Genomic DNA, 26,094 nt, shown 5'->3' on the forward strand with positions numbered 1-26,094 from the left:
GTTATCCTATCTTCATTAATACATCATCTTCTGAAATGGTATCGCCCGGAGTAGCACAAATAGCAGTAACTGTTCCGTCGAAATCGGCACGGATGGCGTTATACGTCTTCATAGCTTCGATGTAGCAAAGCAAGTCACCTTTCTTCACCTTGTCGCCCACCTTCAACGGAGTTTCCTGCGCATTCTTCGTCAGGAAGAATTTTCCTTCCAACGGAGCAACCACATCCTGACCTTCGCCTACAGGAGCTTCCACTTTTGCTGTAGCATCTGCCGGCAAATCAATATCACCGTAAGCTACCGTTACGCGATAAGCCTGTCCGTCCACCTGTACGGTAAGTGTCTTTGGTTTGGCATCATCCAGCGGGGATTTGTTTAGTTCCGCCTTCCGTTTTTCCACGTCTGCCAGGAAGTCTTCTTTCGCCTTGCCACTCTTGTATGCTTCGTATTGTGCCGGATGCATGGCATATTCGAAGAGTTCTTCATCATCTTCACCCAAATCCCATTTGTTCTCTTTCATCATCTTGCGATACTTATCGAGCGCATCCGGATAATTATCCTGCGGGTTTCCGGTAAAGAACTTACGGCCTTCACGTTCGGCTTTCTCAATGATTTCGGGAGCCAGCGTACCCGGCAATTTACCAGCTTTACCTAACAGCATATCCCAGATATCATCAGCAATCATACCCCAACGTTCCTTGCCTTTTTCCATAGCAATCACGTTCATCATCGCCAGATTCTTAACATACTGGCTGAACGGAGTTACCAACGGAGGATAACCTACGCGCGGCCATACGTAAGCCACTTCATTGAACAGCTTGATAAGCAACTGATCCTGCGTCATAAACGGCAAGTTACGTTTCGCCTTATATTTATTGATAGATTCCAGATTGGACTCCAAGTCAGCCATCAAGCTACCCATCATACCACCCGGAAGTCCCGGACCGATCAACAAGGAGTTCATCAAGCGGTTCTTCGGACTGATATACAAACCGAGGAAGTCATCCATAAATTCCTGAATCAATGCACGCACCTTCATGTATGCTTCCATATTCACCTCAGGAACCTGGAAACCTGCATCTTTCAGCATAGCCTGCACACTCAGCAAGTCAGCGTGTCCCGTACCCCATGACAACGGTTCCATGCCCACGTCAATATAATCGCAACCAGCCTCGCAAACTTCGAGGATACTTGCCATATTGAAACCGGGACCTGCATGACTATGATATTGAATAGGAATTTCAGGATGTGCAGCCTTGATATTAGCCACAATCTTGCCCAGCGATACCGGACGTCCGATACCTGCCATATCCTTGATACAGATTTCATCAGCACCCGCCTTGATGAGCTCTAACGCCATATTGGTGTAATATTCTACTGTATGGATGGGCGAATGGGTGATACAGAGCGAACATTGGGAAATCATTCCGGCTTCTTTAGCGTAAGCGATGGAAGGAATAATGTTACGGGTATCGTTCAGTCCACAGAATGTACGTGTAATGTCCGTCCCCTGCACTTTCTTCACTTTATAAAACAGCTTACGCACATCGGCAGGTACGGGACTCATGCGAAGACCGTTCAGTGCACGGTCCAACATGTGAGTTTGTATACCGGCTTCGTGGAACGGCTTCGTCCATGCACGTACAGCTTTATTAGGATTTTCACCAAACAATAGATTTACCTGTTCAAAACCTCCGCCATTGGTTTCTACGCGGGCAAAACAGCCCATCTCAACAATAGCGGGAGCAACCTTCACCAGCTGGTCTACGCGGGGCACATATTTTCCGGCACTCTGCCACATGTCCCTGAAAACCAGGCTGAACTTAATTTCCTTTTTCATACTAAATAAATAGGTGTGTGTTTTTTATTAAAGATTATCATTTTATTTTCTCGACCTTGGCTACTTTACCCTTGCCTTGTGTCACCACTGTTACAGCGGCACTGATAGCAGCCAAAATGTTTCCGGGAATTGCGGCAGGACCTTGCGCACCTTTCTTATCCGGCACCACCTCTTCGGGGGCGTACTTGTTTACCAGAAGAATAAGTCCTTTACCTAAGTAGATTACAATCAGCAGGATAGCGAACACTGTCGTCATACCTACTACCATCAGCAGAAGCGCTGTGTTGAGATTTTCCATATTATAAATTATTAGTTATTCGGTCTGTTTTACAAAAAATCGTCCGAAATTAGCGAATATTTATAGAAGAAAGGCAGAAAAAAATGATAAAAGATGCTAAAACAAAAGTTCCCGTACTGCCGGAAGGGGCTGTACGGGAACCATTTATCACAAGTCGGATGCTCCAAAAACGGAGGTTAACGAAGCACGGGGGGAAGGTTATCCTAACGGATTTTCATCCAGACCACCTTCACCGGAACCGCCACCGGGATTGCCACCCTCAGTGTTGTCACTGGTAGTGCTGCCATTGGCAAGCTTCTCTAGATCCGTCCAGTCAACATCAACATCCACCATAGAGCGGGTGGTAACCTGCTTGCCGCTGCTACGTTTCACCTCGGGAATGAAACGTACACGTATGCCATTAATCTGTCCGGAGTTCACCTCACCAGGTGTGGCAACTCCCCTCTTGTTCGTAGCAGCTGTATAGTAGAAAGTCCCTACGCCCTCAATCTTCACCGTACGCCCCATGGCCATATAGTCAGCCATTACGCCTCCCAGGTTTTTCAGCACGGCAAATGTGTCACCGCGGGTGACAGTAGAGAGCAAGGACAGTTTGTCCGCTACCTTGTCAGTAGTAATAGGTGTACCGGTAGTAATTGCTTTCGGATACCACAAATCATTCAGTTTCGATTGAAATTTCTTGTAAAATGCCATAATAATAATGTTTTTAAATGATTAATTAATAATGTATATCTGATTTCTCTTGTCTCACCCGAGAAGCGGAAGTTTTCATCGTGAGGCCTCAACGATTCAGCCATCCGCTTTTCTCAAATTCGATGTTGCAAAGTTAGGGTGGAAAGCAAGAGAAAACAAAGAAATGGCATCTACAATCATTTTCAACATCCCCCTCATAGACAGCATGTTATAAAACACGCATCTCTACAAGAGGGAAAAGATAAAGAAACAGGGGAAACGAAAATAATGTGACAATCTCTACAAGTAAGAGGTATAAAGCACTGATAATGAATGGTGGCATTCAAAGTAGTCTCTACAACAAGGAAATAGCCATTCATAATTGCATAATCAATACAGTCAGTGAATATTTCAAATCTTTATCATATACTTCAACCGCTGCCATACATTTTTAAAGATTATCTTTTTGCTGAATATTTTCATCTACTATTTTACTGAACGCATCGGCACAGCTTTTGATGTCTTTGTACTCCTGAAGCTTTTTCCCGTCAAGACCTTCAGGTGACCAATCTCCAATATTCTTTGCATAAATACCTTGATTTAATCGTTCCAATAAGTCCATATTAAAAGGCACAGGAATATTTGATAGTTGCATCTCATCAATAATTCTTTTAAAATAAGTGTAATCACCATCGATAATGAATCCTTTGTCAGCTGCTATACGGTAAATTGCTTCCCAGTGCCGTTGCTTGGAGAAAGCCGATTTTTTAGGATTATATCCTAAAAGTTTAACAATGCATTTCTTGAGTATTTCAATTCGCTTTTCTTCCGGCAATTCTCTGATATCAATAGATTCCGCAGCTACACCAGAATATTTTTCATCATTAGTAACGGAGTAAAGTCTACAACTATGGTGTGGCGTAGATTCAGGTACAATCATTTCTACATCATGGCCTGCCATTTCCAAATCGGTGATAGAGGCTCCTGTAGCATAGAAATACATTGAAATGATTATACTGATGGCAGTATCTACTTCCTGTTCAGAAGCAGTAGGCGAAATATGCGATTCATCATTACGCCAACCCTTAATCAACATTAGGTATTGATACAATTGCTGTTTGGCTGCATCGGTACTAAATTTCAAGTTCCAAAGGCATCTATGAGCATAGATTACATTTTTCCATGTCACATCCTCACCTTCGTTTCGTGCAGGTACACCACTGTTATGCATCAAGTAATATAGTTTTTTAAGGTAAGCTTCATATTTGGTCACAAGCAAATTGAATGCCACAAACTTATCTACTATGGTTACTTTCTTTCCATATAGATTGTTGAAAGCCCTATTGATGAACAACCCCACATTGTCAAGCGACTCGACGGATTCCTTGCCAATCACATAGAATACGCTATTTAGCACTTCTTCTATGGGACGCATTTGCGGAAGTACTCCACTTAAAGTCGTTGTCAGTATATCTTTTATTTTTGCTTTTACGACATCAATGTCGAAAGACTGCTCTCTTTCGGTTTCTTGTGAATTTTCTAAAACCTCAACGGATTGTCCCGTTAATGATTCCTGATTGATTGTATCAGTAGAGTAATTTTCATCTTCATTCAGATAAGCTTTTAAGATACGCTCTCTACAGCTTCCGTCAAGGATAAACTCTCTAAGTATCTTATCAATTTTGGGCATAACCATGCGTGCAGGAACTTCCGAGCCTTCTGTTTTGGTAAGGAACTCACGAGTCTTAGCCATATTCAAGGTTAACTTCAGATTATCAAATTGACTATACTCATTTAAGTTTTGTTCCGTAATGCCTCTGTTCATGATATGTTCCAACTGACTGGCATTTATACCTGTAGCTTCTACTAAAATCATTATCTGCTTGTGTAGCTCACGGAGTTGATATTCTGCGATATAGTCATAGATAGTTTTGCCTGGGGCAAGATGCAAATCACCCGATTGAATGTCGTGCAGTATCACCATCGCCGTTCGTTGGTCTTTCTGCGAAAGTGAGGCGAATGTTTTATGCAGCTCTTTAAAGGCCTCTTTCGTAAGTTCGCTGCCAGGACCGGTAGTATAAAGGTTTTTGATGAACTTCACAAACTTCGAGTTGATATATTCCGCATCTATGGTGCCCGTACCGGTTTCAGTGATATAAGTATCGATAGGATAGTCGAAATCGTTGGCTTCACCGCCACCTTCTCTACCTTCAAACAACTCGCGATAGCGTTGTAACAAAATTAAGTAGGTCTGTTCATCAAGCTCCATTCTTACATGGGTATAAGTATCACCATGCTGAAATTCATACTCGACTTTATCCCATAAGAATCCTTGCAGTTTAGCAGCTTCGAGTAGATGAGTCATCTGACTGAAGTCCTTAGCAAACATATTGCGGTCTTCACGAGTATCAGGCAACCGCTCAAAGTTGGCTATCCGGTGTGATTGGAATATGTCGCGTATATGCAGGAAACGTTGATTGATATTAACCAAATTACTTTCCAACTTATCTACAAACACACCAAGCGGGCGATCCACATATACTTCAAGCGCATCGTTAATATTCTGCTGCATAGTGTATGGGAATGTGTAGTAACGGATAATGCCAAAAGGTTTATCAGGTCCAAACAAGCGGTTGGTACGCGAGAAAGCTTGGATGATGTCCACATACTTCATCAACTTATCCACATAGAGCGTATTCACCCATTTTGAATCGTAGCCGGTAAGCATCTGCGTAACCACAATGAGTAAATCTATCTGCTGATTGTGGTCATGCTCTATACTAAGATAGGGCTTTTTGTGAGCCAATCGTTTTGCCACATCTTTCTTATATTTCGCGTAAGTAGAAAGCTGAAAAGAGGTGTGATATTTATCATTATAATCTTTAAGTATTTCCAGTAATGCATCTTCCTTGGCAATTCCTTCATTGGAATTGTCGATATTATTGTCGAACACAGTTACCACATTCAACGAAGGATATTGCTCTTTGAATAGTTTATAGTAAGCTATAGCTTCCGGTATGTTTTGTGTAGCCAGTATTCCATGAAACTTGTCGTTCTTGCTTAGCTGGCTACGACTTTTTATAATATCGGCCGCTACGGCTTGATGATGAATGGGCTGTTGATAAATATCATTGGGAAGATAATATTCTATACCATGTTTTGTCTCACCGCCTTCAGTGTAAGTTTTGGGCATCTGCAACTCATTGACAAATTTATTGTAAATTGCCATTTTCTCCTCATCACCCTCAATCTCTTCAATGCGCTTCACTCTTAACTGAGCAAATGCAGCTTTTTCGCGTAGCTCGTTGTCATCATAGGTGTTTATGCGATAAGGGTCAAAACCAAGTACGTTATGGTCGGGGATGCCATTGGCAATGGTGTATTTATGAAGCATATCGCCGAAAAGCGTTTCGGTCATGATTTCGTTGTGGGCATTTTCTTCAAACACCGGTGTACCAGTGAAGCCAAAAAGTAACGCACGAGGAAATGTATTCTTAATGTTGATAAGCATATCGCCAAATACGCTTCTATGACATTCGTCTATGATAAATACCAATCGTTTACGTCCGATGCTGTCTATTTCAGTCTGTGAAATGCCATATTCGCTGTTGACATTCGACATCTTTTGGATAGAGGTTACAATCAAGCGGTCATCGTTATCAGTACTTTGCAGTTTGCTGACCAGAATGGCAGTATTCTGTGTGTCTTGTATTACATCAGATTCTCCGGCAAAGCCACGATATTCATCAAGCGACTGTATGCTCAGCTCAATACGATCCATAAGGAATACCACTTTGTCCGCATCGCCTGAGTTAGCTATCAGTTGTGCCGATTTAAAACTGGTCATGGTTTTGCCAGAGCCTGTTGTATGCCAGATGAAGCCTCCACGATGTTGGTGCGTGTCCCAATTGGTTTTATGGGTCACATCACTTATCTTGTTGACAGCAAAATATTGATAACTGCGAAGTACTTTTAACGTCTTGTCTTTATCGTCCGCAATGGTGTAATATCCCACAAGCTGGTGAGCCATAGGAATACTTAGCAGGTCGGATACAACTCTTCGCCAATCACTAACGATGGTATTGTTGAAGTCCTCCCAATGAAAATAATATTCAGGTTTGAAGTTTTCTTCCAGTCCGGGATTGGCAAAGTAAAGCGTCTCTTCAGGGGTCATTGCAACAAATATCTGTACCATCTTAAAAATGCCACTGCCAAATACACCTTCGTGGGTGTAGCGTTTGATCTGAAAAGTAGCCTGGCTCACATCCACTTTCGAACGTTTCAGTTCAATGTGGATAACAGGCATGCCATTGATCAATAGCATAACATCACCTCGCCGGTCTCCACCTAAAGGGTGTGAAACCCTGAAACGGGGCTGGCGCACTATCTGATAACGGCTTTGTCCGGCACTGATTTCACGAGCATCGAATATTTTGAGATATACCTCTTTACCACAATTATTCGTATCCACAGGATTATCACGTTTGATACATACCTGCCCGCCATTAATAAGTCTGTTCACGGCATACGGACTGTCACATCTATTCACTTGGTCGATGACTTGTTGCATCTCACTTGTGGTGAGCGTAGCATTGCCAAGCCGGTTGATGTCTCTATTATTATCAAAGATTATGTTGGCCCAGTTTTGTATCAGATCTGCTTCACTGGGTTGCATCATTACCTCCTTCTCCCAACCGTGGTGGGGAAGTAAATCAACAAGTGCCTGTTCAAAAGCACTTTCTTTGATGAAGAATTGCGTATTGTCGTTTGGCATATAGTTTTGGTCATTTATAAGGTTATACATACAAGACTATTTCTTTCCTTTTACTTTTTTGTTCAATACCTTTATATTATCCAGATAGGCTTGTTCTACGGGAGAAAGTGTACGGACATCAAACTTCCTATATTCCTTTTCCGCTTTTTCCATGGCCTGCTCATGACTGACGGTTCCACAACCATTCAAGAGTTGTTCTCCCGTAGAGGAAAGGATTGCTTCAAGATGCTGAATATAATCTTTCATATACATAATCCGATGCTTCATGGCTTGCACTTCGGCAAAATCGAAATATCCGGAAACTAAATTATTCAGAACTTTCAATTCTTCTTCACTTAAGTAATTCTTCGCTATTTTGGCATCGCGCAATGTAGGATGGTCTCCCTTGAAAGAGGTCAGTCCCATCATGTGTTGGTCTGCATCCGCCCGTTCATAAATCACTTCGGCGGCAGTATGCCCATGAGCGGCAAAATGCAGTTTGTTTTGCACTATTTTGAAGAATTCGATAGATACATCAGAACGTGGGTCATAGTCAATCGCCGTAGCATAAATATCGAGCACCTGTCGATACATCACTTTTTCTGATGAACGAATGTCGCGTATGCGGTCGAGCAGTTCTTTCCAATAACCTCCTCCTCCCGTTTGCTTCAATCGTTCATCATCCATAGTGAAACCCTTGATGATATATTCTTTAAGACGTGCCGTCGCCCATTGACGAAAATGAGTGGCTTGAATTGAATTTATTCGATATCCTAAAGATATTATCATATCAAGATTATAGTGAGGTATTTCTCTTTCAACCATGCGTGTTCCTTCTTGCCGAACTTGTCGGATTTTCCGACAGGTTGCTTCTTCTACAAGTTCACCATCTTCATAAATGTGCTTAATATGTTCTACCACATTTGTTCGAGACGTCTGGTAAAGGTCGCTCATTTGTTGTTGGGTTAACCATACGGTATCTTCGTCCATCCGCACCTCTATGTGTGTCTGTCCGTCTTCACTCTGATAGATGATGATATTGCTCTTATCCTTTTCTTCCATTTTATTGAATTGTTCCGTTATACAAACATTTTATCTAAACAGGCTGACTTTATTTGCTTAAGTTTATCAAGTCGTTGAGTCTCTAAGGATATCTGTGTGTCAAGGGAACAGAAGAAAGAGGCAATTTGACACTGCTCGGCAATATTGCTCGGAAAGGAGATACTTGTATTCAATAATGCAGACTTTGAAATACTGGAAATTTTAGTACCCTGCATAAGTGGTAATAATTGGTTATGGTAAGAAGGGGAATTTAAATAAAAGCCTAAATATCCCTCGCTAAACTCAAATAAAGTTCTACACGGTATCGTATGTAATCCTGCTACAACTTTTTCCTCACCAATGAATGCAATCTCCGTACATTTACCTACGGTACTATCCTCTGCTGCATCGGCAAAAATAATATCGCCTTTTTGTAATTTACAATTATTGGTTAACTGATTAGCTAAGAAATGATTTGTAATGTATGGTAAATCGTCTTTTCTAATATCAATCAAAGTTCCAAATTTAATTAATATATCACCATAATGTATATTTCTAGCACTTCCTAATGTTTCATTTAAATCTGCGCGTGATAAGGTATTGCTTTTTAAATAACGGAAAACAATATCAAAAGGAACTGTCTTCCAGACTTCCTCAAACCCTTTGAAACGGACACGAGGCTTCGTTTCTCCTGCTTGTGGAAACATAGAAATAAGAGAAGCGGATTTCAATTGCTTGAGCGAAGCTATTTTCTTCGTGACTGATTGAATAAGAACGTCTAATGATTTAAAGTAGGAGGCTATTTGTTGTTGCTCGGTTTTAGATGGGGTAAGGAATGGTTGTTTTAATAATCCTTTAATATCAACAGAAAGCAGACCTCCTGAATTGGTGTTTTTCAAAGACCATTCATCAATCTTATAAAATGCATAGTATATGAAATACGAATCGTATTTATCAATCAGCGATTTACGAATTGAAAAATTCGTAAATCGCTGATTCGCAAGCGAATCAGCAATTACCATTGCGTGAACACCTATTGTCGCAGTTGTCGCAAGAATAATGGAATATGGAACAAACAAACCACCTCCTTTAACAGCTTGAGGGGTGATATGTTGAATTGAATCGGACAATATTCCTCCATTGGCGCGTATATCTTCCATCCTAAACCATGGAATTACTCCATTTTCCCAATATTGATTTACATTTTTTGATGGAGTATATCCATTTCGTAATTCAAAAACATCATCAATTACGAATCTATCCCAATCTGAATGATTATTCCTAAATCTTATTATCGGTTCTGCCATCTCCTCAATCCTTTAATCTATTCTGTAATTCCTGCAAACCCTTCACCGCAAACTCATCACCCGTAAGCTGCCCAATCAATTCCGACAACTCTTTTTGAGCATCGACAATATTGTTTTCAATTTCATTATATGACAAGGCATACTTTGCTTCCAGTGCCGTGACTGATTTCTCAAGAGCGGAAAAAACAGATGCCAATGTGCCATTAATACCGCCACACACCGGGTCAATCCACTTCTTGTGCAGGAAGAACTCTATCTCTTCATCGCTTAGATGTTCTATGGCATCAATAGTAAGTTGTACCAATGTAGCTTTATCCTCCTTGATATTCTTATTGAGTTTAGTGATTTTATCCCATAAACTTACAATCTCTTTCAGTTTAGCTTTGGTTTCCGGTTCCACTTCATCGCCTTTAGCTTTGGCATCTGCCTTTATGGCATTCTTATTGAACTTGGCATTGTCATCTTCATCCAGATAGGCTTGCCCTTCTTCTTCGGTGAAGCCGTCACGCAGCTCTTCAAGCGAGGATGCAATTTCCTCTACTTTAGCTTGTTTTTCACTGATAGCATCAAGTTCAGCTTGAAACTTTTCATGTTGTATCAATTCAAACGGCAAGATGCGTCCCTTCAATCCATCGGGCACTTCTATCTCTTCATCGCCTTTCTTCACAAGTTTATAAGCCTGCTCTACTATCCGCACAGCATCAATTCCCTCACTTTGTATAGTCTCTATATCGCCCGCTATCACCTGCCAATTATCTGAAAGAGCTTGGTAAGCGACGTATTTATCCACCAGAGGAATCGGCTTTAGGCGGTTAAATATATCGTCGGCTATATCGTCTTGTTCATTTTGTTCATTTACAGTACTGACATTTGTAATCAGTCGGCTGTGAAGAACATTGCTAAAATCGGAGAATGCATCCGCAAAGGTTTGCTTCAAATTACACACATCCGCATTCTCTTCAATAATCTTGGCCACATCTTTATTCTTCACCGTGGCATACGGACTACCGTCCTCCTTGGGCTGGAAAAGGTCTGCACGAAGTGAAGGCAGCGCATCCCAATAGGTCTGCAATTTATCTATCTCGCTTTCGGGAATGCCACCAAACATAGTAGCATAGATATCATATTGTTCGGCAGCCTCCGAAGAATCCACATAACGAGGAATATTGAGGTTATATCCATTCTGCCGGATTTCGTCACGGCTTACCGGGCGAGAAAAACCAGGAATAGGCTTACGCTCACAAATGGCATCGGCAATGCGCTTTATGTCGCAGGCACGGAGTCTATTGTTCTTGCCTTCCTTGACAAATCCTTTGGAAGCATCGATAATAAGCACATCGTCACTATCCCGATGCTGCTTCAAGACCATAATCAGTGTGGGAATACCTGTTCCAAAAAAGATGTTAGCCGGCAGCCCGATAATGGCATCTATATTATTAGTCTCAATAAGATTCCGGCGGATTTTCCCTTCTCCTTCGCTATCTGCGTCCACATCGCCACGGAAAAGTACTCCATGAGGCAGTACGATGGTGAGAATGCCATCGGGTTTGAGGTGATGCAGTTCGTGAAGTAAGAAAGCATAATCGGCTTTACTTTTAGGTGCGACACCATAATTCTTGAAACGAGAATCGAGTTCACGATCCGTGGCATCCCAATGCTGCGAATAAGGCGGATTTGACACAACCGCATCCACATAGAGTGGTTTACCAATATCACTACCTATGGTTTGCAAAGGCCAGTCTTCATCCAGAGAATCAGCACAACGGGTATCAATATTGTCTGGCTTGATGCCACGCATCACGAGATTCATTCGGGTAAGGTTATAGGTATTCTCCTTCAGCTCTTGAGCATAATACTTCACTTGGTTTTTATCGGCGATATGGCGGCCAATAGATTTGCCAATGGTAATCAGCAGAGAGCCGGAACCACTTGTCGGGTCATATATTTCAATTTGCTGTTTATCCTTATGATGCTCTGCTACAATTTCCGACATCAGTATTGCCACCTCGTGAGGAGTGTAGAATTCACCGGCTTTCTTTCCGGCATTGGCTGCAAAATTACTGATGAGATACTCATAAACATAGCCCAGCACGTCGTAATCCTGACTGCCATCGGTAGGAATGTCTTTAATGAGCTTAATCAAATCCTTCAAAGCACGGGTTTGAGAAGAAGGATTCTCCCCCAATTTACTCAATCCGGCTTGTAGCGTCTTGAAGATGTTGGCATATACATGCTTGTAGTTTGGACTAATTAGCCGGTCGAAGCTATTCAACGCGGCACTAAGGTCTGCCACACTGAAATTAGAGTTGGGTAGCAGCCAAGTACCGAACAAGTATTTATATTCAATAAAATAGCCAATGTTATTTTTACAATAAGCAATCATCATTGTTGCTTCCGGGTCTTCATAATCCTCTACAAGAGCCGTCATGTCATCATCATTCCATCCGATACTACGAAGATAGTTCACTTCATTGTCTGATAGGAATTTATAGAACACAAGTCCAAGAATGTAATCCTTATATTCATTGGCATCTATTTTAGAACGCATCTTATTGGCCGAGGCCCATATTTTATTTGCAAGCTGCTGCTTATTCATACATTTAATATCTTAATTATCTTTTTTTTAATACAAAAATCTTTTATTTCCTATAATTCATCATCAATTATATACGTACAAAATTAACAATTTATTCCCATATTTATTGCCGATTTAGAAAATATACCCCCAAAATAGATGAAAAAATATTTGTTTAAGCAACAATTAGAGACAAGTGTAAGATTTATCTCCGCATTTTTTACCACTTCCTCTTCATGTCTGCCCTCCTTCCTATACCCCCTTCAGAACACCTTCTGAGAGGGGGAACAATGAGTCAGGAACAGAAAGGCATTCAGTCCCTGAGTGAAAGGCTTTCAGTCCCTGACTGAATCACGTTCATTCAGCGAGTGAAGCCAAAATCCTCCGCAAAACAAAGGTTTTCGGAAAATATTTGTAAAGAAAAGAAACAGGTATAAACTTGAAGTACGAAATAAATGCATCGCAATACATCAGGTCTCAGCATCCCCCAATAACCGCATCCACCGTCTCCCCATTCTTAAACAACTCCCCATCCTCCTGCATCAGCCTCTTCTTCAACCGGAACTTCTGTTGCGAAACCGAAGCGGGCGACACGGCAATAAGCGTAGCCACCTGTACATTCATGAAGCGCAGGCGCATCAACAGGCAAAGCTGCAAGTCGGCAGGCGTCAACGAAGGGAAACGTTCTGTGAGTCGCCGGGTAAAACCATCGTACACACGGTCGGCAAGTTGAGACAGATATTCCCAGTCTTTATCGGAAAGGAATTTGGGCTGACGGCGCAGGCGTTCCACCACATCGTCACGGTCTATCAATGTGGAGGTAAGAGCCTGTACCTGGCTATCAAGCAGACTGATGCGTTCGTTCCGTTCCTTCAGCAATTCCGCTTCGCGGGGCACGGGACGATTTTCGTAGTCCTTGAGGCGGGCACGGAGGGATGTGTTCTCTTCGCACAAGTGATTGCCATGCTCCATAAGGTTCATCAATGACCGTTGTACTTCTTCCCGTTCCTCATCCGTCAGTGACATTTCCTTCAGGCATTCCTGCAATTCATTCTTTTCCTGTTCGTTGTTACGCAGGCGTTGTTCGTTCTCGCTCAAATTTACGAGATAGCGGCGGTGCTTGCGATCCTTGGAAAACTGGATATCTTTGATGGAAAGCCATACATTGAGGCCTATCATCAATGCGGTGAATGTTCCCCACATAAATTGTTTCCGCTTGTCGGCAGGCTTTATGCGAACCAGACTTCCACCGGAATGTTCCTTCACCTGAGTATATTCATTGTGCAGATCAGACAGTAACCGAACGGTAATGGTACTATCAGTGACACCGGATTGCGCCAACGAATCGGCACGGACGAGAAACTGTTCGTAGTTCATCAAAGTCGGGGCGGCAGATTTTGAGCAGGCCACCAGCCCTAAAAAAGAAGTCAGTAAAAAGAGAAGAAAAGATGCGTGTTTCATATTGAATGTATCTGTTAATATAATAAGGTGCAAAGGTAGCGCTTTCTCCCTACAAAAAAGCACAGGAGGCATAAACTTTTTAACAAGCTCATGCCTCCTGCGCTTTATCAATCAAGAGAAAGCCCGACGGGTCGTTCTCAGCACATCCATATCATCAGTAGCCAATATATCTCGAGCCAGTTCATTATCCTTATATATAAAGAATACAGGGATACAAAGTTTCTATTCTTTGCATCCCTGTATCTGTCAATCCCAATTCAGAATACGAATCAGAACTCGCTTGTAAAGTGGAATTTTATATTCTTGAAGTCCATCTGAGCCATTTGAAGCACATAACCGCTATCAGCCAGGAATACATCTCTGCCCTCACGGTCTTTCGCCATATACTGATACTTACGCTTCTTGAATGCTTCCAGTTCTTCAAGATTATCGCTCTCTATCCAGCAAGCCTTATAAAGGCTCAACGGCTCCCAACGACACTTCGCACTATATTCATTCTCCAGGCGATACTGGATAACCTCAAACTGCAACTGCCCTACCGTACCGATAATCTTCCGGCCGTTGAACTGGTTGACAAACAACTGTGCCACACCTTCGTCCATCAACTGGTCGATACCCTTGGCAAGCTGCTTCTGCTTCATCGGGTCAGCATTCTCGATATACTTGAACATCTCCGGTGAGAAACTCGGCAAACCACGGAAATGAAGCATTTCCCCTTCTGTCAGCGTATCACCGATCTTAAAAGTACCGTTATCCGGCAAGCCGATGATATCACCCGCCCAAGCCTCGTCAACAGTCGTCTTACGCTGTGCCATGAACTGTGTGGGCGAAGAAAAACGCATCGTCTTTCCATGACGCACATGCAGATACGGTGCATTACGCGTAAACTTACCTGAGCAAATCTTACAAAATGCGATACAAGAACGATGATTCGGGTCGATATTCGCCGTAATCTTAAAGACAAATCCGGTGAATTTAGGCTCTTCCGGTTCCACTTCACGTTCTTCCGCCTGTACAGGACGAGGACTTGGAGCGATCTCTACAAAGCAATCCAGCAATTCTTGTACACCAAAGTTATTCAGAGCCGAGCCAAAGAATACAGGTGCCAGTTCACCTTTCAGATATTCTTCTTTATCAAATTCAGGATAAACTCCATCTATCAATTCCAACTCACCACGCAACTTATCAGCCAATTGCGCACCGATTTGCTTATCCAGTTCTTCGGTATTGATATCGACCTCCACCTTCTCCGTCACTACCTGCTTGGAGGGCTGGAAAAGATTCAGATTGTTTTCATAGATGTTATAAACCCCCTTAAAGCGCACACCACTTTCGATTGGCCAAGTTAACGGACGTACATGAATAGCAAGCTCTTCTTCCAGCTCGTCCAACAAATCGAAAGGATCTTTGGCCTCACGGTCCATCTTATTGATGAATATAATGACCGGCGTATTACGCATACGGCACACTTCCATCAGCTTACGCGTCTGCGTTTCCACACCCTTTGCACCATCCACTACGATGATAACGCTATCTACAGCGGTCAGCGTGCGGTAAGTATCTTCGGCAAAGTCCTGATGACCGGGAGTATCGAGAATATTAATCTTATAATCTTTGTAATCAAACTCCATCACAGAGGTGGTTACAGAGATACCACGCTGCTTCTCTATATCCATCCAGTCCGATGTAGCCGTTTTCTTTATCTTATTACTCTTTACGGCACCAGCCACCTGAATCTGCCCACCGAAAAGCAACAGCTTTTCAGTCAAAGATGTTTTACCGGCATCCGGATGTGCGATAATCGCAAAGGTTCTTCTCCTCTCAATTTCGTTATTATTGGCCATATATAAAATTTGGTATAATATTATTATTGGGCATTCAGTTTTTCAATACATACTTTCAGACTCTCTTCCCAATGAGGTACTTCAATGCCGAAAGTCTTTTTAATCTTCGTCTTATCCAATACGGAATAATGCGGACGCGGTGCCTTTGCCGGATACTCGTCCGTATGTAAGGGACTCACCTTGCATGTCGTGATATCCGCAATGCGATGTATAGCCACCGTAAAGTCATACCATGAACATACGCCTTCATCACTGAAATGATAAATACCCGGTACAATTCCCTGATTGATGGCTGCATAGATGGCAACCGCCAAATCCTTCGCATACGTCGGCGTACCAATCTGATCAAAAACCACACCTAAAGACTCACGCTCACGTCCCAGACGAATCATCGTTTTCACAAAGTTGTTTCCATAAATAGAGTATAACCATGCTGTACGAATTACCATCGCTTTCTCACAATTCTGCATAACCTCCTTTTCTCCACCCAGCTTAGTAAAGCCATAAACTGAATTAGGACAGGGTTCGCAATCTTCTTTATAAGGTATATGCGCTGTTCCATCAAAAACATAATCCGTAGAAACCTGTATCATAGCAGCACCATGGGCCTGTGCAGCACGTGCCAGTATTCCCGGAGCTTCCTGATTCAGTTTGCGGCACAATTCTTCATTATCTTCCGCCTTGTCAACTGCTGTGTAAGCAGCACAATTCACTACAACCTCAATCTGATTCTCTGCAATGCAAGCCTGTACAGCTTGTTCGTCACAGATATCCAATTCCTGTACATCAGTAAAAAAATAAGTGTGTTGCGGATTCTCTTTTGCAAGAACTTGCATCTCGTTGCCAAGTTGTCCGTTGGCTCCGGTTACTAATACTCTCATGCTTTATCTATTATTTACAATTTACTATCTTCGAAAGTTATTCCGGTTATTCATCCAGTTTCAACTCCCCTTTCTTGTCCTTTTCGTAATAATTGGCAAGCAAAGAAATGAAACTGCTGATGGCCTCTATCGCCTTTGCGGTTCCCTCCGTGATTTCTTTCTTCTGCAAGCGTAGCAATAAAACACCATACAAAGCCTCAAAACAGGTTTCCAGTTCCGGTTCCTCCTGCTTCCCACTCTTCTGACGAAGTTCTACGATGAAGGGCAATGCTTTGAAATAAGCCGCACTATAATAAGGATACTTCGGTGACGCCAACAGTTCTACGTGCAATTCCGTCAAATTCACTATTACGTTACGATTAATTTGCAGATGTCCCTTTTCCTTCACCCCTTCTGTACGCATCATGTCTATCAGATTACCGTACCATTCTTCAAGCACCGGATGTTCTTCTTCCGGATAACGGGAGATAATGCTTTCGCGGATCTTATCAATATCGCACCCGTTGGCACGTATCAAATCTTCCACTTGCCACATATATATAAGGTATTCCGCGATATTCTTCGCTTTCAATTGTTGCGCTATCTTCATGATTCTATAGTTTCTTCTCAGTAAAGTGACTCACCCATCAACGTAAACACCAACCCAAACACAGACACAACAATGACAATGCCTCCAATGATACGATTCAATATCCAGATGCCGCGCAGGTTGAATTGCGTACGGACTTTATTAACAAAGAAAGTAATGCCGAACCACCATGCTAATGCTCCCAGTGCAATAGCCAGATATCCGGTAACCGCTTCGAACACCAATACCCCCTCACTGACGAAGGCAAAGCGTGCAAAGAGTCCGATAAAGAGGAATATAATAAGTGGATTGGATAATGTGACGGCAAAGGCGGTAATGAAGTTATGAAAATAAGAGCCTTTGTTGGTTGAGACGGGACGGATGGACTGGACGGGATTACTGCGAAACGTATAAATACCAAACGCTAACAGCATGATGCTTCCGAACAACTGCAAATAAAAGATATTTTTATTTACGTAATCGAATACGAAGCTCATTCCGTACCCTGTCAGCAAGGCGTAAGCAATGTCACTCAACGAGGCTCCCAGTCCTGTTATGAAACCATACCAACGCCCCTTATTCAACGTACGCTGGATGCACAACACACCCACGGGTCCTAATGGCGCAGACACAACTACCCCAATAATAAAACCCTTCCATAATATATCGAATATGGTCCTTATCTCAATCATGGCTGCAAATATCGTACTTTTTTATGAGACGAGCCAATTGTGTTAACGTTTTTTCGACTGATTATTATAAAACGCTCAATACTTTACTTTTGACATCCCTCTATTTTTTATTCCTTTTCTTTCTCTGCACCAACGATTTTATATATCTTTGCGCCAAAGAACGAAAAATCAAAAATATCAGTATGATTCTTTTTTTCAGAACCCCATCCAAGAGCGTGATGGCCGTAGAATGTGACCACGCACTCACCCAGGCAGAAAGCGACAAACTCTGCTGGCTTTTTGGAGAAGCCACCCCCGAAAGTGAAGAAAACCTGAAAGGACATTTCGTTGGTCCACGCCGCGAAATGATTACTCCTTGGAGTACAAATGCTGTGGAAATCACCCAGAATATGGGTTTGAGCGGTATATCACGCATCGAAGAGTATTTCCCCGTAAAGGACGAAAACGCCGACCGCGACCCGATGCTGCAACGCATGTACAAGGGACTGGATCAGGAAGTATTCACCACCAACCGTAAGCCGGAACCGATCGTCCACATCGAAGACCTGGAAGCTTACAACGAAAAAGAAGGTCTGGCACTCTCTAAAGAAGAGATGGACTACCTCAAGAAAGTAGAACAAGACCTTGGACGTAAACTGACCGACTCCGAAGTATTCGGTTTCGCCCAGATCAATTCCGAACACTGCCGCCACAAAATCTTCGGCGGGACATTCATCATCGATGGTGTGGAACAAGAGTCTTCCCTCTTCCAAATGATTAAGAAGACTACACAGGAGAATCCGAATAAAATCATTTCAGCTTATAAAGATAATGTAGCCTTTGCCGAAGGTCCGGTAATTGAACAATTTGCTCCGGCAGACCACTCAAAGCCCGACTATTTCCAGGTAAAAGATATTAAGAGCGTTATCTCACTGAAGGCTGAAACACACAACTTCCCGACTACCGTAGAACCGTTCAACGGTGCATCTACCGGTACAGGTGGAGAGATTCGTGACCGTATGGGTGGCGGTAAAGGTTCCTGGCCAATTGCCGGAACTGCCGTTTACATGACTTCATATCCCCGTACAGACGAAGATCGTTCCTGGGAAGAAATCCTTCCGGTACGCCAATGGCTGTATCAGACTCCCGAACAGATTCTGATCAAAGCATCCAATGGTGCCAGCGACTTCGGTAACAAGTTCGGTCAACCGCTGATCTGTGGTTCTGTACTGACTTTCGAACATTGTGAAGAAGCTACGAGCTACGAGCTACGAGCTACAAGTTCAGCGCAGCCACTTGTAGCTGGTAGCCCCGTAGCTGGTAGCTCCACCACCTACGGTTACGACAAAGTAATCATGCTTGCCGGTGGTGTGGGTTACGGTACGAAACGTGACTGCCTGAAGGGTACTCCCGAAGCCGGTAACAAAGTTGTCGTGATTGGTGGTGATAATTACCGTATCGGCTTGGGTGGCGGTTCCGTATCTTCAGTAGATACCGGACGCTACAGCAGCGGTATTGAGTTGAACGCCGTACAGCGCGCCAACGCAGAAATGCAGAAACGTGCCTACAATGTGGTACGTGCCCTCTGCGAAGAAGACAACAATCCGGTGGTATCCATCCACGACCACGGTTCAGCCGGACACGTAAACTGTCTCTCCGAATTGGTGGAAGAATGTGGTGGCGTGATAGACATGAGTAAATTGCCCGTAGGTGACAAAACCTTGTCTGCCAAAGAAATTATCGCCAACGAAAGCCAGGAACGTATGGGATTGCTGATTGAAGAAGAAGCTATCGAGCATGTACGTAAAGTGGCTGAACGTGAACGTGCCCCAATGTATGTGGTAGGTGAAACTACCGGTGACCATCGCTTCGCTTTCCAACAAGCTGACGGTGTACGTCCGTTCGATCTTGCCGTAGAACAGATGTTCGGTTCGTCTCCCAAAACTTACATGGTGGACAAAACCGTGGAACGCCACTATGAAATGCCTAAATACGAACAATCCAAGTTGCACGAATATCTGACGAACGTATTGCAGCTGGAAGCTGTTGCCTGCAAAGACTGGTTGACCAATAAGGTAGACCGCTCTGTAACCGGCAAGATTGCCCGCCAACAATGTCAGGGTGAATTGCAATTACCGCTGAGTGACTGTGGCGTGGTTGCTCTCGACTATCGTGGTGAGAAAGGTATCGCTACTTCACTGGGACATGCTCCGCAAGCTGCACTGGCAGATCCGGCTGCCGGTTCAGTACTTTCTGTCAGCGAAGCACTGACCAACCTGGTATGGGCTCCGATGGCTGAAGGAATGGACAGTATTTCACTCTCCGCCAACTGGATGTGGCCTTGCCGCTCACAGGAAGGTGAAGATGCACGTCTCTACACCGCCGTAAAAGCATTGAGCGACTTCTGCTGTGCACTGCAAATCAATGTGCCTACCGGAAAAGACTCTCTGTCCATGACTCAGAAGTATCCCGACGGTAGCAAAGTAATCTCTCCGGGAACCGTCATCGTTTCCGCAGGCGGTGAAGTTTCTGATGTGAAGAAAGTGGTTTCTCCCGTACTTGTCAACAACGAAAAGACAACGATTTATCATATCGACTTCAGTTTTGATACACTGAAGCTGGGTGGTTCGGCCTTTGCGCAATCATTGGGCAAGATTGGCGACGAAGTACCCACTGTACAAGATGCCGAATATTTCCGCGACGCTTTCCTTGCCGTTCAGGAACTGGTGAACAAAGGACTGATTCTTGCCGGGCACGATATTTCTGCCGGTGGCCTGATTACTACCTTACTCGAAATGTGCTTCGCCAATGTAGAAGGTGGTATGGAAATCAATCTCGACAAGATGAAGGAACACGACCTCGTGAAACTCCTGTTTGCCGAGAACCCGGGTATTGTTATCCAGGTAAGCGACAAGCATAAGGAAGAAGTAAAACAAATATTGGAAGATGCCGGAGTAGGTTTTGTGAAGATTGGTAAGCCGACCGATGAACGCCACATCCTCGTATCTAAAGATGACGCTACTTATCAGTTCGGTATCGACTATATGCGTGATGTTTGGTATTCTACTTCTTACCTGCTCGACCGCAAGCAATCTATGAACGGTTGCGCCAAGAAGCGTTTCGAGAACTACAAGATGCAGCCACTGGAATTCGCTTTCATGCCCGGCTTCAAAGGTAAATTCTCTCAATATGGCATCGACCCGAACCGCCGTACACCGACAGGCATCCGCGCAGCAATCATCCGCGAAAAAGGAACGAACGGTGAGCGCGAAATGGCTTACTCCCTGTATCTGGCAGGCTTTGATGTGAAAGACGTCACCATGACCGACCTTATCAGCGGACGTGAGACATTGGAAGACGTGAACCTGATTGTTTATTGTGGTGGTTTCTCCAACTCAGACGTATTGGGTTCTGCCAAAGGTTGGGCAGGAGCTTTCCTCTTCAATCCGAAAGCTAAAGAAGCACTCGACAAGTATTACGCACGCGAAGATACGCTTTCATTGGGTGTTTGTAATGGTTGCCAGTTGATGATGGAATTGAACCTCATCAATCCCGAACATAAGAAAAACGGTAAAATGCTGCATAATGAATCTCATAAATTCGAATCGAGATTCCTGGGACTTACCATTCCTACCAACCGCAGCGTAATGTTCGGCTCTCTAAGTGGCAGCAAACTCGGTATATGGGTAGCTCACGGAGAAGGAAAATTCTCTTTGCCTTACGACGAAGATAAATATAATGTGGTAGCCAAATATAGTTATGACGAGTATCCTGCCAATCCGAATGGCTCCGACTACTCCATAGCAGCCATAGCAAGTGCCGACGGACGCCATCTGGCTATCATGCCTCACCTGGAGCGCTCTATCTTCCCGTGGCAGAACGGTTGTTATCCTGCCGACCGCCTGCACAGCGACCAGATCACTCCATGGATGGAAGCCTTCGTCAATGCACGTAAATGGGTAGAAGAAAAGGTTAAGTAGTTCTGACTACAATCTATAAGTGAAACACAGGCGCAGGTTATAATATACAACTTGCGCCTGTTGTCGTCTAAACAATGCGAGGAATCGAACATTATTCTTCTTGCTTTCGTGTTGCTTTTATCAAACAAAATGCATATTTTTGCGTTAATTTCACAAATACCCCCAATAACGAACGACCGTAACTGTTATGAGAAAATTTATCATTTTCTTTTTATTCACATACATTTCCTCCTTCTGCATCGCCCAAACTTATAAATATCTTGGCGTAGAAGATGGCTTGAGCAACCGTAGGGTATATGCCATTCAGAAAGGGCCGAAAGGATATATGTGGTTTCTTACGCACAATGGCATTGACCGCTATGACGGAAAAAATTTCAAGCAATACCGGCTTATAGACAGCGAAATAGAAGTTAACTCCATGCTCAATCTGAGTTGGCTATATGTTGGTGTGGATGGAACACTGTGGGAAATAGGCAAAAAAGGAAGAGTATTCCGCTATGATGCCAAACATGATCGCTTTCAGCTTGTATACAAGCTACCTGATGAAGTGGTAAAAGGAAATCCGACTCCCGTAAGCTATGGATTTATTGACAGCAACAATATTGTATGGCTCTGTAACGAAGAAGCATTGTATCTCTACGATACGAATACTGAGAAAACTACCGTTATCAAAAACCATATCGGAGAAAGTATTACGGATATCGAGCAAATCGACCCTGAACATTATTTCATCGGTACAGACGTCGGCATACATCATGCCGAATTAAAAGACAACGTTCTCAACCTTTCTCCATGCAACTGGCTTGATAAACTGAAGATGCAAGTGAACGAGTTATATTTCCATAAAGCAAACCGCAAACTATTCATCGGTACGTTCCAGAAAGGCATTTATCTGTATGATATGAATATTCATCAAACTGTAGAGCTGAATGTCGGTTTGCAGGATGTCAGCATTACACGTATCAAAGCCTTCAATGACAAAGAAATATTGATAGCTACAGATGGTGCCGGTATATATAAAATGAATGTGGATACCTATGAGTGCACCCCCTACATCGTGGCGGATTACAATAGCTACAATGCCATGAACGGCAACAGTATTTACGACTTCTATGTAGATGATGAACGCATCTGGATGGCTAATTACCCTATCGGCATCACAGTACGCAACAATCAATATGCCAGTTATGAATGGATCAAACATTCTATCGGCAACAAGCAATCACTCATCAATGACCAAGTGAATGCCATCATCGAAGATCACGAAGGTGATCTTTGGTTTGCTACCAATAATGGTATCAGTCTCTACTCCACTAAAACAAAGCAATGGCGCTCATTCCTCAGCGTGTTTGATAATGGCAACATAACCAAAAACCATGTTTTCATTTCTTTGTGCGAGGTATCACCCGGCATCATCTGGGCAGGCGGATACTCTTCGGGCATCTACCAGATCGATAAAAAACAGATGAAGGTGGAGTTCTTCACTCCTTCTACATTTGGCGATTGTGATATCCGCCCGGATAAGTACATACGTTCTATCATGAAAACTTCCGATGGTAATATCTGGTCCGGCGGCTATTATAATTTAAAACAAATAGATTTTGCACGCAAAAATATACGCACTTATCCGGGACTAAGCGGCATCACGGATATTAAAGAAAAGGATGCGCAACACATGTGGATAGGCACAGCCACAGGACTGTATCTCCTAAATAAGGAAACCGGTAAGTTTCAGAATATCTCGATGCCTATAGAGTCTTTTTATATCAACGCACTTTATCAGATAGCTGACAGTCTTCTGTATATAGGAACCAGTAATTCCGGATTGCTCATTTACAATTATCATAGAAAGTCGTTCGAGCATTTCCACAAAGACAACTGCCCGCTGATTTCCAACAACATATATACCATTCTTCCGGACGGGAATAAAAGTGTCCTGCTGAGTACCGAAAACAGCCTGACAAGTTATTACCCAGAGGGGAAAATTTTCCATAACTGGACCAAAGAGCAAGGATTGAAGAGCGATCACTTCAACGCATCATCAGGCGTACTGCGAAAAAACGGAAACTTCATTCTTGGAAGTACGGACGGAGCAATAGAGTTCCACAAAGATATGATGATTCCACGCAATTATGAGTTCAAAATGATATTCAGCGATTTGCGCGTATTCTATCAAACCGTTTACCCCGGCGATGAGGGTTCACCGCTGGAAGTGGACATAGATGAAACTCAAGTGTTAAAGCTGAAATACAATCAGAACATATTCTCTCTACGGATATCTTCTATCAACTACGATTATCCGTCATTGGTTCTGTATTCCTGGAAACTGGAAGGTTTCTATGACGGATGGAGCCGTCCTGAGAAAGATTGCATGATCCGGTTCACAAATCTGAGTCCCGGAAAATATACATTACGGGTACGTGCCATCTCCAGTGAAGACCGACGAATCGTTCTCGAAGAGCGTGACATGGAAATCATGATAGAACAGCCCTTATGGCTCAGCATATGGGCATTAATACTTTATGCCGCCGTGGTAGCCGCGATTGCCATTATCACATTGCGTGTCATTATCCTGCGCAAACAGCGTAAGGCTTCGGATGAGAAAATACGTTTCTTCATCAATACAGCGCATGATATTCGCACTCCGTTGACACTGATCAAAGCGCCACTGGAAGAACTCAGTGAAAAGGAAAATCTGACACCGAGCGGACGAAGCAATATGAATACTGCCATACGAAATGTGAACGCCCTGTTGCGACTGACGACCAATCTTATTAACTTCGAACGTGCAGACACTTATTCCAGTGCCCTATATGTATCCGAATATGAGTTGAGCACCTACATGGAGGAAATGATCAATGCTTTCCGGGCTTATGCCGACGTAAAACGTATCAGCCTGACTTATGAAAGTAATTTCCGCTACATGAATACCTGGCTTGACAAGGATAAGATGGATTCGATTCTGAAAAATCTGATATCCAATGCCTTGAAATATACACCGGAAGGTGGAAGCGTACATATCTATACAGCAGAAACAGAAGACTATTGGAGTGTGGAAGTAAAGGATACGGGTATTGGTATTCCGTCCTCAGAACAGAAAAAGCTCTTTAAAATACACTTCCGGGGTAGTAACGCCATCAACTCGAAAGTAACGGGTAGTGGTATCGGACTGTTACTGGTATGGAAACTTGTTCACCTGCATAAAGGCAAAATCAACTTTACGAGCACGGAAGGAAAAGGCTCCTGTATTAAGGTCACATTCCCAAAAGGTGAAAAACCTTATCGAAAAGCTATTCACAGTCCGAAACCGGGAAGTGAGAAAGTTGCTTATGCTGAATCGGGAGTGCCTAAGAATGTTACGCCAAACATTGCTTATGATGCAACTAAACAGAAACAACAGCAAAACAGTGATCTTCCGAAAATCCTGATTGTGGAAGATAATGATGAGTTGAGGGAATATCTCCGCAATACACTGTCGGACGACTATAACATACAAGTATGCAGCGATGGCAAACAAGCACTCGAAATAGTCAAGGAATATATGCCTAACATGATTATTTCGGATATCATGATGCCGGAAATGCGTGGGGACGAATTGTGTCATGTCTTAAAGAATGATATTGAAACCTCTCACATCCCCATCATTTTGCTCACAGCACTGAACAATGACCGCAACATCATTGAAGGATTGAAGACCGGAGCAGATGAGTATATTGTGAAGCCTTTCAATATAGGTATTCTCCGTGCTACGATATCCAACATCCTGACGAATCGCTCTTTGCTGCGACATAAATATGCTAATCTGGAACTGAATGATGATGAAGATGCCACAACTTGTACCAATTGTTCCACCGACCTTGACTGGAAATTCATTTCTTCCGTCAAGAAGCATGTGGAAGAAAATATGGATAACGGTGCACTCAATGTGGAAATGCTCTGTTCATTACTGAATATGAGTCGTACCAGCTTCTATAATAAAATTAAAGCCCTGACCGACCAGGCTCCGGCAGACTATATCCGATTGATACGTCTGAAACGTGCCGCACAACTACTGAAAGAGCAGAAATACAGCATAACTGAAGTTGCAGAAATGACTGGTTTCAGCGATGCGAAATACTTCCGAGAAGTATTCAAGAAGCATTTCAGTGTCAGCCCGAGCCAATATGCGAAACAGAAAGAAGAAGGGGAATAAAGTGGTAGAGTGAT

14 protein-coding genes are annotated in these 26,094 nt (G+C 43.1%); 2 read left to right on the top strand and 12 right to left on the bottom strand.

All coding sequences use genetic code 11. From position 1 onward, the window contains the following. Window position 1 precedes the first annotated feature (1 nt). The 12 genes from K6V21_RS24830 to K6V21_RS24885 form a co-directional block, all read right to left on the bottom strand. On the bottom strand, window positions 2-1,837 hold the full coding sequence (locus K6V21_RS24830; protein ID WP_149925181.1) for a biotin/lipoyl-containing protein: 1,836 nt from the start codon (window positions 1,835-1,837) through the stop codon (window positions 2-4). 37 nt (window positions 1,838-1,874) lie between these two features. Further along, entirely contained in the window at window positions 1,875-2,135 is a 261-nt protein-coding gene (locus K6V21_RS24835; protein ID WP_007214805.1) for an OadG family protein, read from the bottom strand. A 198-nt stretch (window positions 2,136-2,333) separates the two neighbouring features. Continuing rightward, window positions 2,334-2,828: an HU family DNA-binding protein gene (locus tag K6V21_RS24840; RefSeq protein WP_149946089.1), complete on the bottom strand. Its 495-nt coding sequence runs from the start codon at window positions 2,826-2,828 to the stop codon at window positions 2,334-2,336. A 430-nt stretch (window positions 2,829-3,258) separates the two neighbouring features. Beyond that, entirely contained in the window at window positions 3,259-7,581 is a 4,323-nt protein-coding gene (locus K6V21_RS24845; protein ID WP_410490273.1) for an HsdR family type I site-specific deoxyribonuclease, read from the bottom strand. Window positions 7,582-7,617: 36 nt separating this feature from the next. Beyond that, window positions 7,618-8,622, bottom strand: coding sequence for a virulence RhuM family protein (locus K6V21_RS24850; protein ID WP_224320244.1), 1,005 nt, complete (start codon window positions 8,620-8,622; stop codon window positions 7,618-7,620). A 17-nt stretch (window positions 8,623-8,639) separates the two neighbouring features. After that, entirely contained in the window at window positions 8,640-9,908 is a 1,269-nt protein-coding gene (locus K6V21_RS24855) for a restriction endonuclease subunit S (protein ID WP_224320245.1), read from the bottom strand. 4 nt (window positions 9,909-9,912) lie between these two features. Then, window positions 9,913-12,504 (bottom strand): type I restriction-modification system subunit M, encoded by a 2,592-nt coding sequence (locus K6V21_RS24860; RefSeq protein ID WP_224320246.1) that lies wholly within the window; start codon window positions 12,502-12,504, stop codon window positions 9,913-9,915. Window positions 12,505-12,960: 456 nt separating this feature from the next. Further along, on the bottom strand, window positions 12,961-13,944 hold the full coding sequence (locus tag K6V21_RS24865; RefSeq protein ID WP_224320247.1) for a hypothetical protein: 984 nt from the start codon (window positions 13,942-13,944) through the stop codon (window positions 12,961-12,963). A 269-nt stretch (window positions 13,945-14,213) separates the two neighbouring features. Next, window positions 14,214-15,788, bottom strand: coding sequence for a peptide chain release factor 3 (locus K6V21_RS24870; RefSeq protein ID WP_224320248.1), 1,575 nt, complete (start codon window positions 15,786-15,788; stop codon window positions 14,214-14,216). Window positions 15,789-15,811: 23 nt separating this feature from the next. Beyond that, window positions 15,812-16,669 (bottom strand): dTDP-4-dehydrorhamnose reductase, encoded by an 858-nt coding sequence (gene rfbD / locus K6V21_RS24875; RefSeq protein WP_224320249.1) that lies wholly within the window; start codon window positions 16,667-16,669, stop codon window positions 15,812-15,814. Between the two features lie 46 nt (window positions 16,670-16,715). Further along, the gene (locus tag K6V21_RS24880) at window positions 16,716-17,258 is read right to left on the bottom strand and encodes a DUF4924 family protein (protein ID WP_224320250.1); all 543 of its coding nucleotides are present in this window, start codon (window positions 17,256-17,258) and stop codon (window positions 16,716-16,718) included. A gap of 17 nt (window positions 17,259-17,275) precedes the next feature. Further along, entirely contained in the window at window positions 17,276-17,929 is a 654-nt protein-coding gene (locus K6V21_RS24885; RefSeq protein WP_044263364.1) for a LysE family translocator, read from the bottom strand. Between the two features lie 218 nt (window positions 17,930-18,147). On the opposite strand from K6V21_RS24885, the gene purL reads away from it, so the two are divergent. Together purL and K6V21_RS24895 are read left to right on the top strand one after the other, a co-directional pair. Continuing rightward, on the top strand, window positions 18,148-21,888 hold the full coding sequence (purL, locus tag K6V21_RS24890; protein ID WP_408912914.1) for a phosphoribosylformylglycinamidine synthase: 3,741 nt from the start codon (window positions 18,148-18,150) through the stop codon (window positions 21,886-21,888). A 187-nt stretch (window positions 21,889-22,075) separates the two neighbouring features. Beyond that, window positions 22,076-26,080, top strand: coding sequence for a response regulator (locus K6V21_RS24895; RefSeq protein ID WP_224320252.1), 4,005 nt, complete (start codon window positions 22,076-22,078; stop codon window positions 26,078-26,080). The last annotated feature ends 14 nt before the right edge of the window (window positions 26,081-26,094 follow it).

This window comes from Bacteroides cellulosilyticus (assembly GCF_020091405.1).
Lineage (GTDB): Bacteria > Bacteroidota > Bacteroidia > Bacteroidales > Bacteroidaceae > Bacteroides.

Bases quoted from the DNA above. Each gene is read 5' to 3' on its own strand.
- K6V21_RS24885 (WP_044263364.1), bottom strand. From the start codon at position 17,929: ATGATTGAGATAAGGACCATATTCGATATATTATGGAAGGGTTTTATT.
- K6V21_RS24865 (WP_224320247.1), bottom strand. From the start codon at position 13,944: ATGAAACACGCATCTTTTCTTCTCTTTTTACTGACTTCTTTTTTAGGG.
- K6V21_RS24880 (WP_224320250.1), bottom strand. From the start codon at position 17,258: ATGAAGATAGCGCAACAATTGAAAGCGAAGAATATCGCGGAATACCTT.
- rfbD (WP_224320249.1), bottom strand. From the start codon at position 16,669: ATGAGAGTATTAGTAACCGGAGCCAACGGACAACTTGGCAACGAGATG.
- K6V21_RS24835 (WP_007214805.1), bottom strand. From the start codon at position 2,135: ATGGAAAATCTCAACACAGCGCTTCTGCTGATGGTAGTAGGTATGACG.
- K6V21_RS24845 (WP_410490273.1), bottom strand. From the start codon at position 7,581: ATGCCAAACGACAATACGCAATTCTTCATCAAAGAAAGTGCTTTTGAA.
- K6V21_RS24850 (WP_224320244.1), bottom strand. From the start codon at position 8,622: ATGGAAGAAAAGGATAAGAGCAATATCATCATCTATCAGAGTGAAGAC.
- K6V21_RS24855 (WP_224320245.1), bottom strand. From the start codon at position 9,908: ATGGCAGAACCGATAATAAGATTTAGGAATAATCATTCAGATTGGGAT.
- K6V21_RS24870 (WP_224320248.1), bottom strand. From the start codon at position 15,788: ATGGCCAATAATAACGAAATTGAGAGGAGAAGAACCTTTGCGATTATC.
- K6V21_RS24895 (WP_224320252.1), top strand. From the start codon at position 22,076: ATGAGAAAATTTATCATTTTCTTTTTATTCACATACATTTCCTCCTTC.
- K6V21_RS24830 (WP_149925181.1), bottom strand. From the start codon at position 1,837: ATGAAAAAGGAAATTAAGTTCAGCCTGGTTTTCAGGGACATGTGGCAG.
- K6V21_RS24860 (WP_224320246.1), bottom strand. From the start codon at position 12,504: ATGAATAAGCAGCAGCTTGCAAATAAAATATGGGCCTCGGCCAATAAG.
- purL (WP_408912914.1), top strand. From the start codon at position 18,148: ATGGCCGTAGAATGTGACCACGCACTCACCCAGGCAGAAAGCGACAAA.
- K6V21_RS24840 (WP_149946089.1), bottom strand. From the start codon at position 2,828: ATGGCATTTTACAAGAAATTTCAATCGAAACTGAATGATTTGTGGTAT.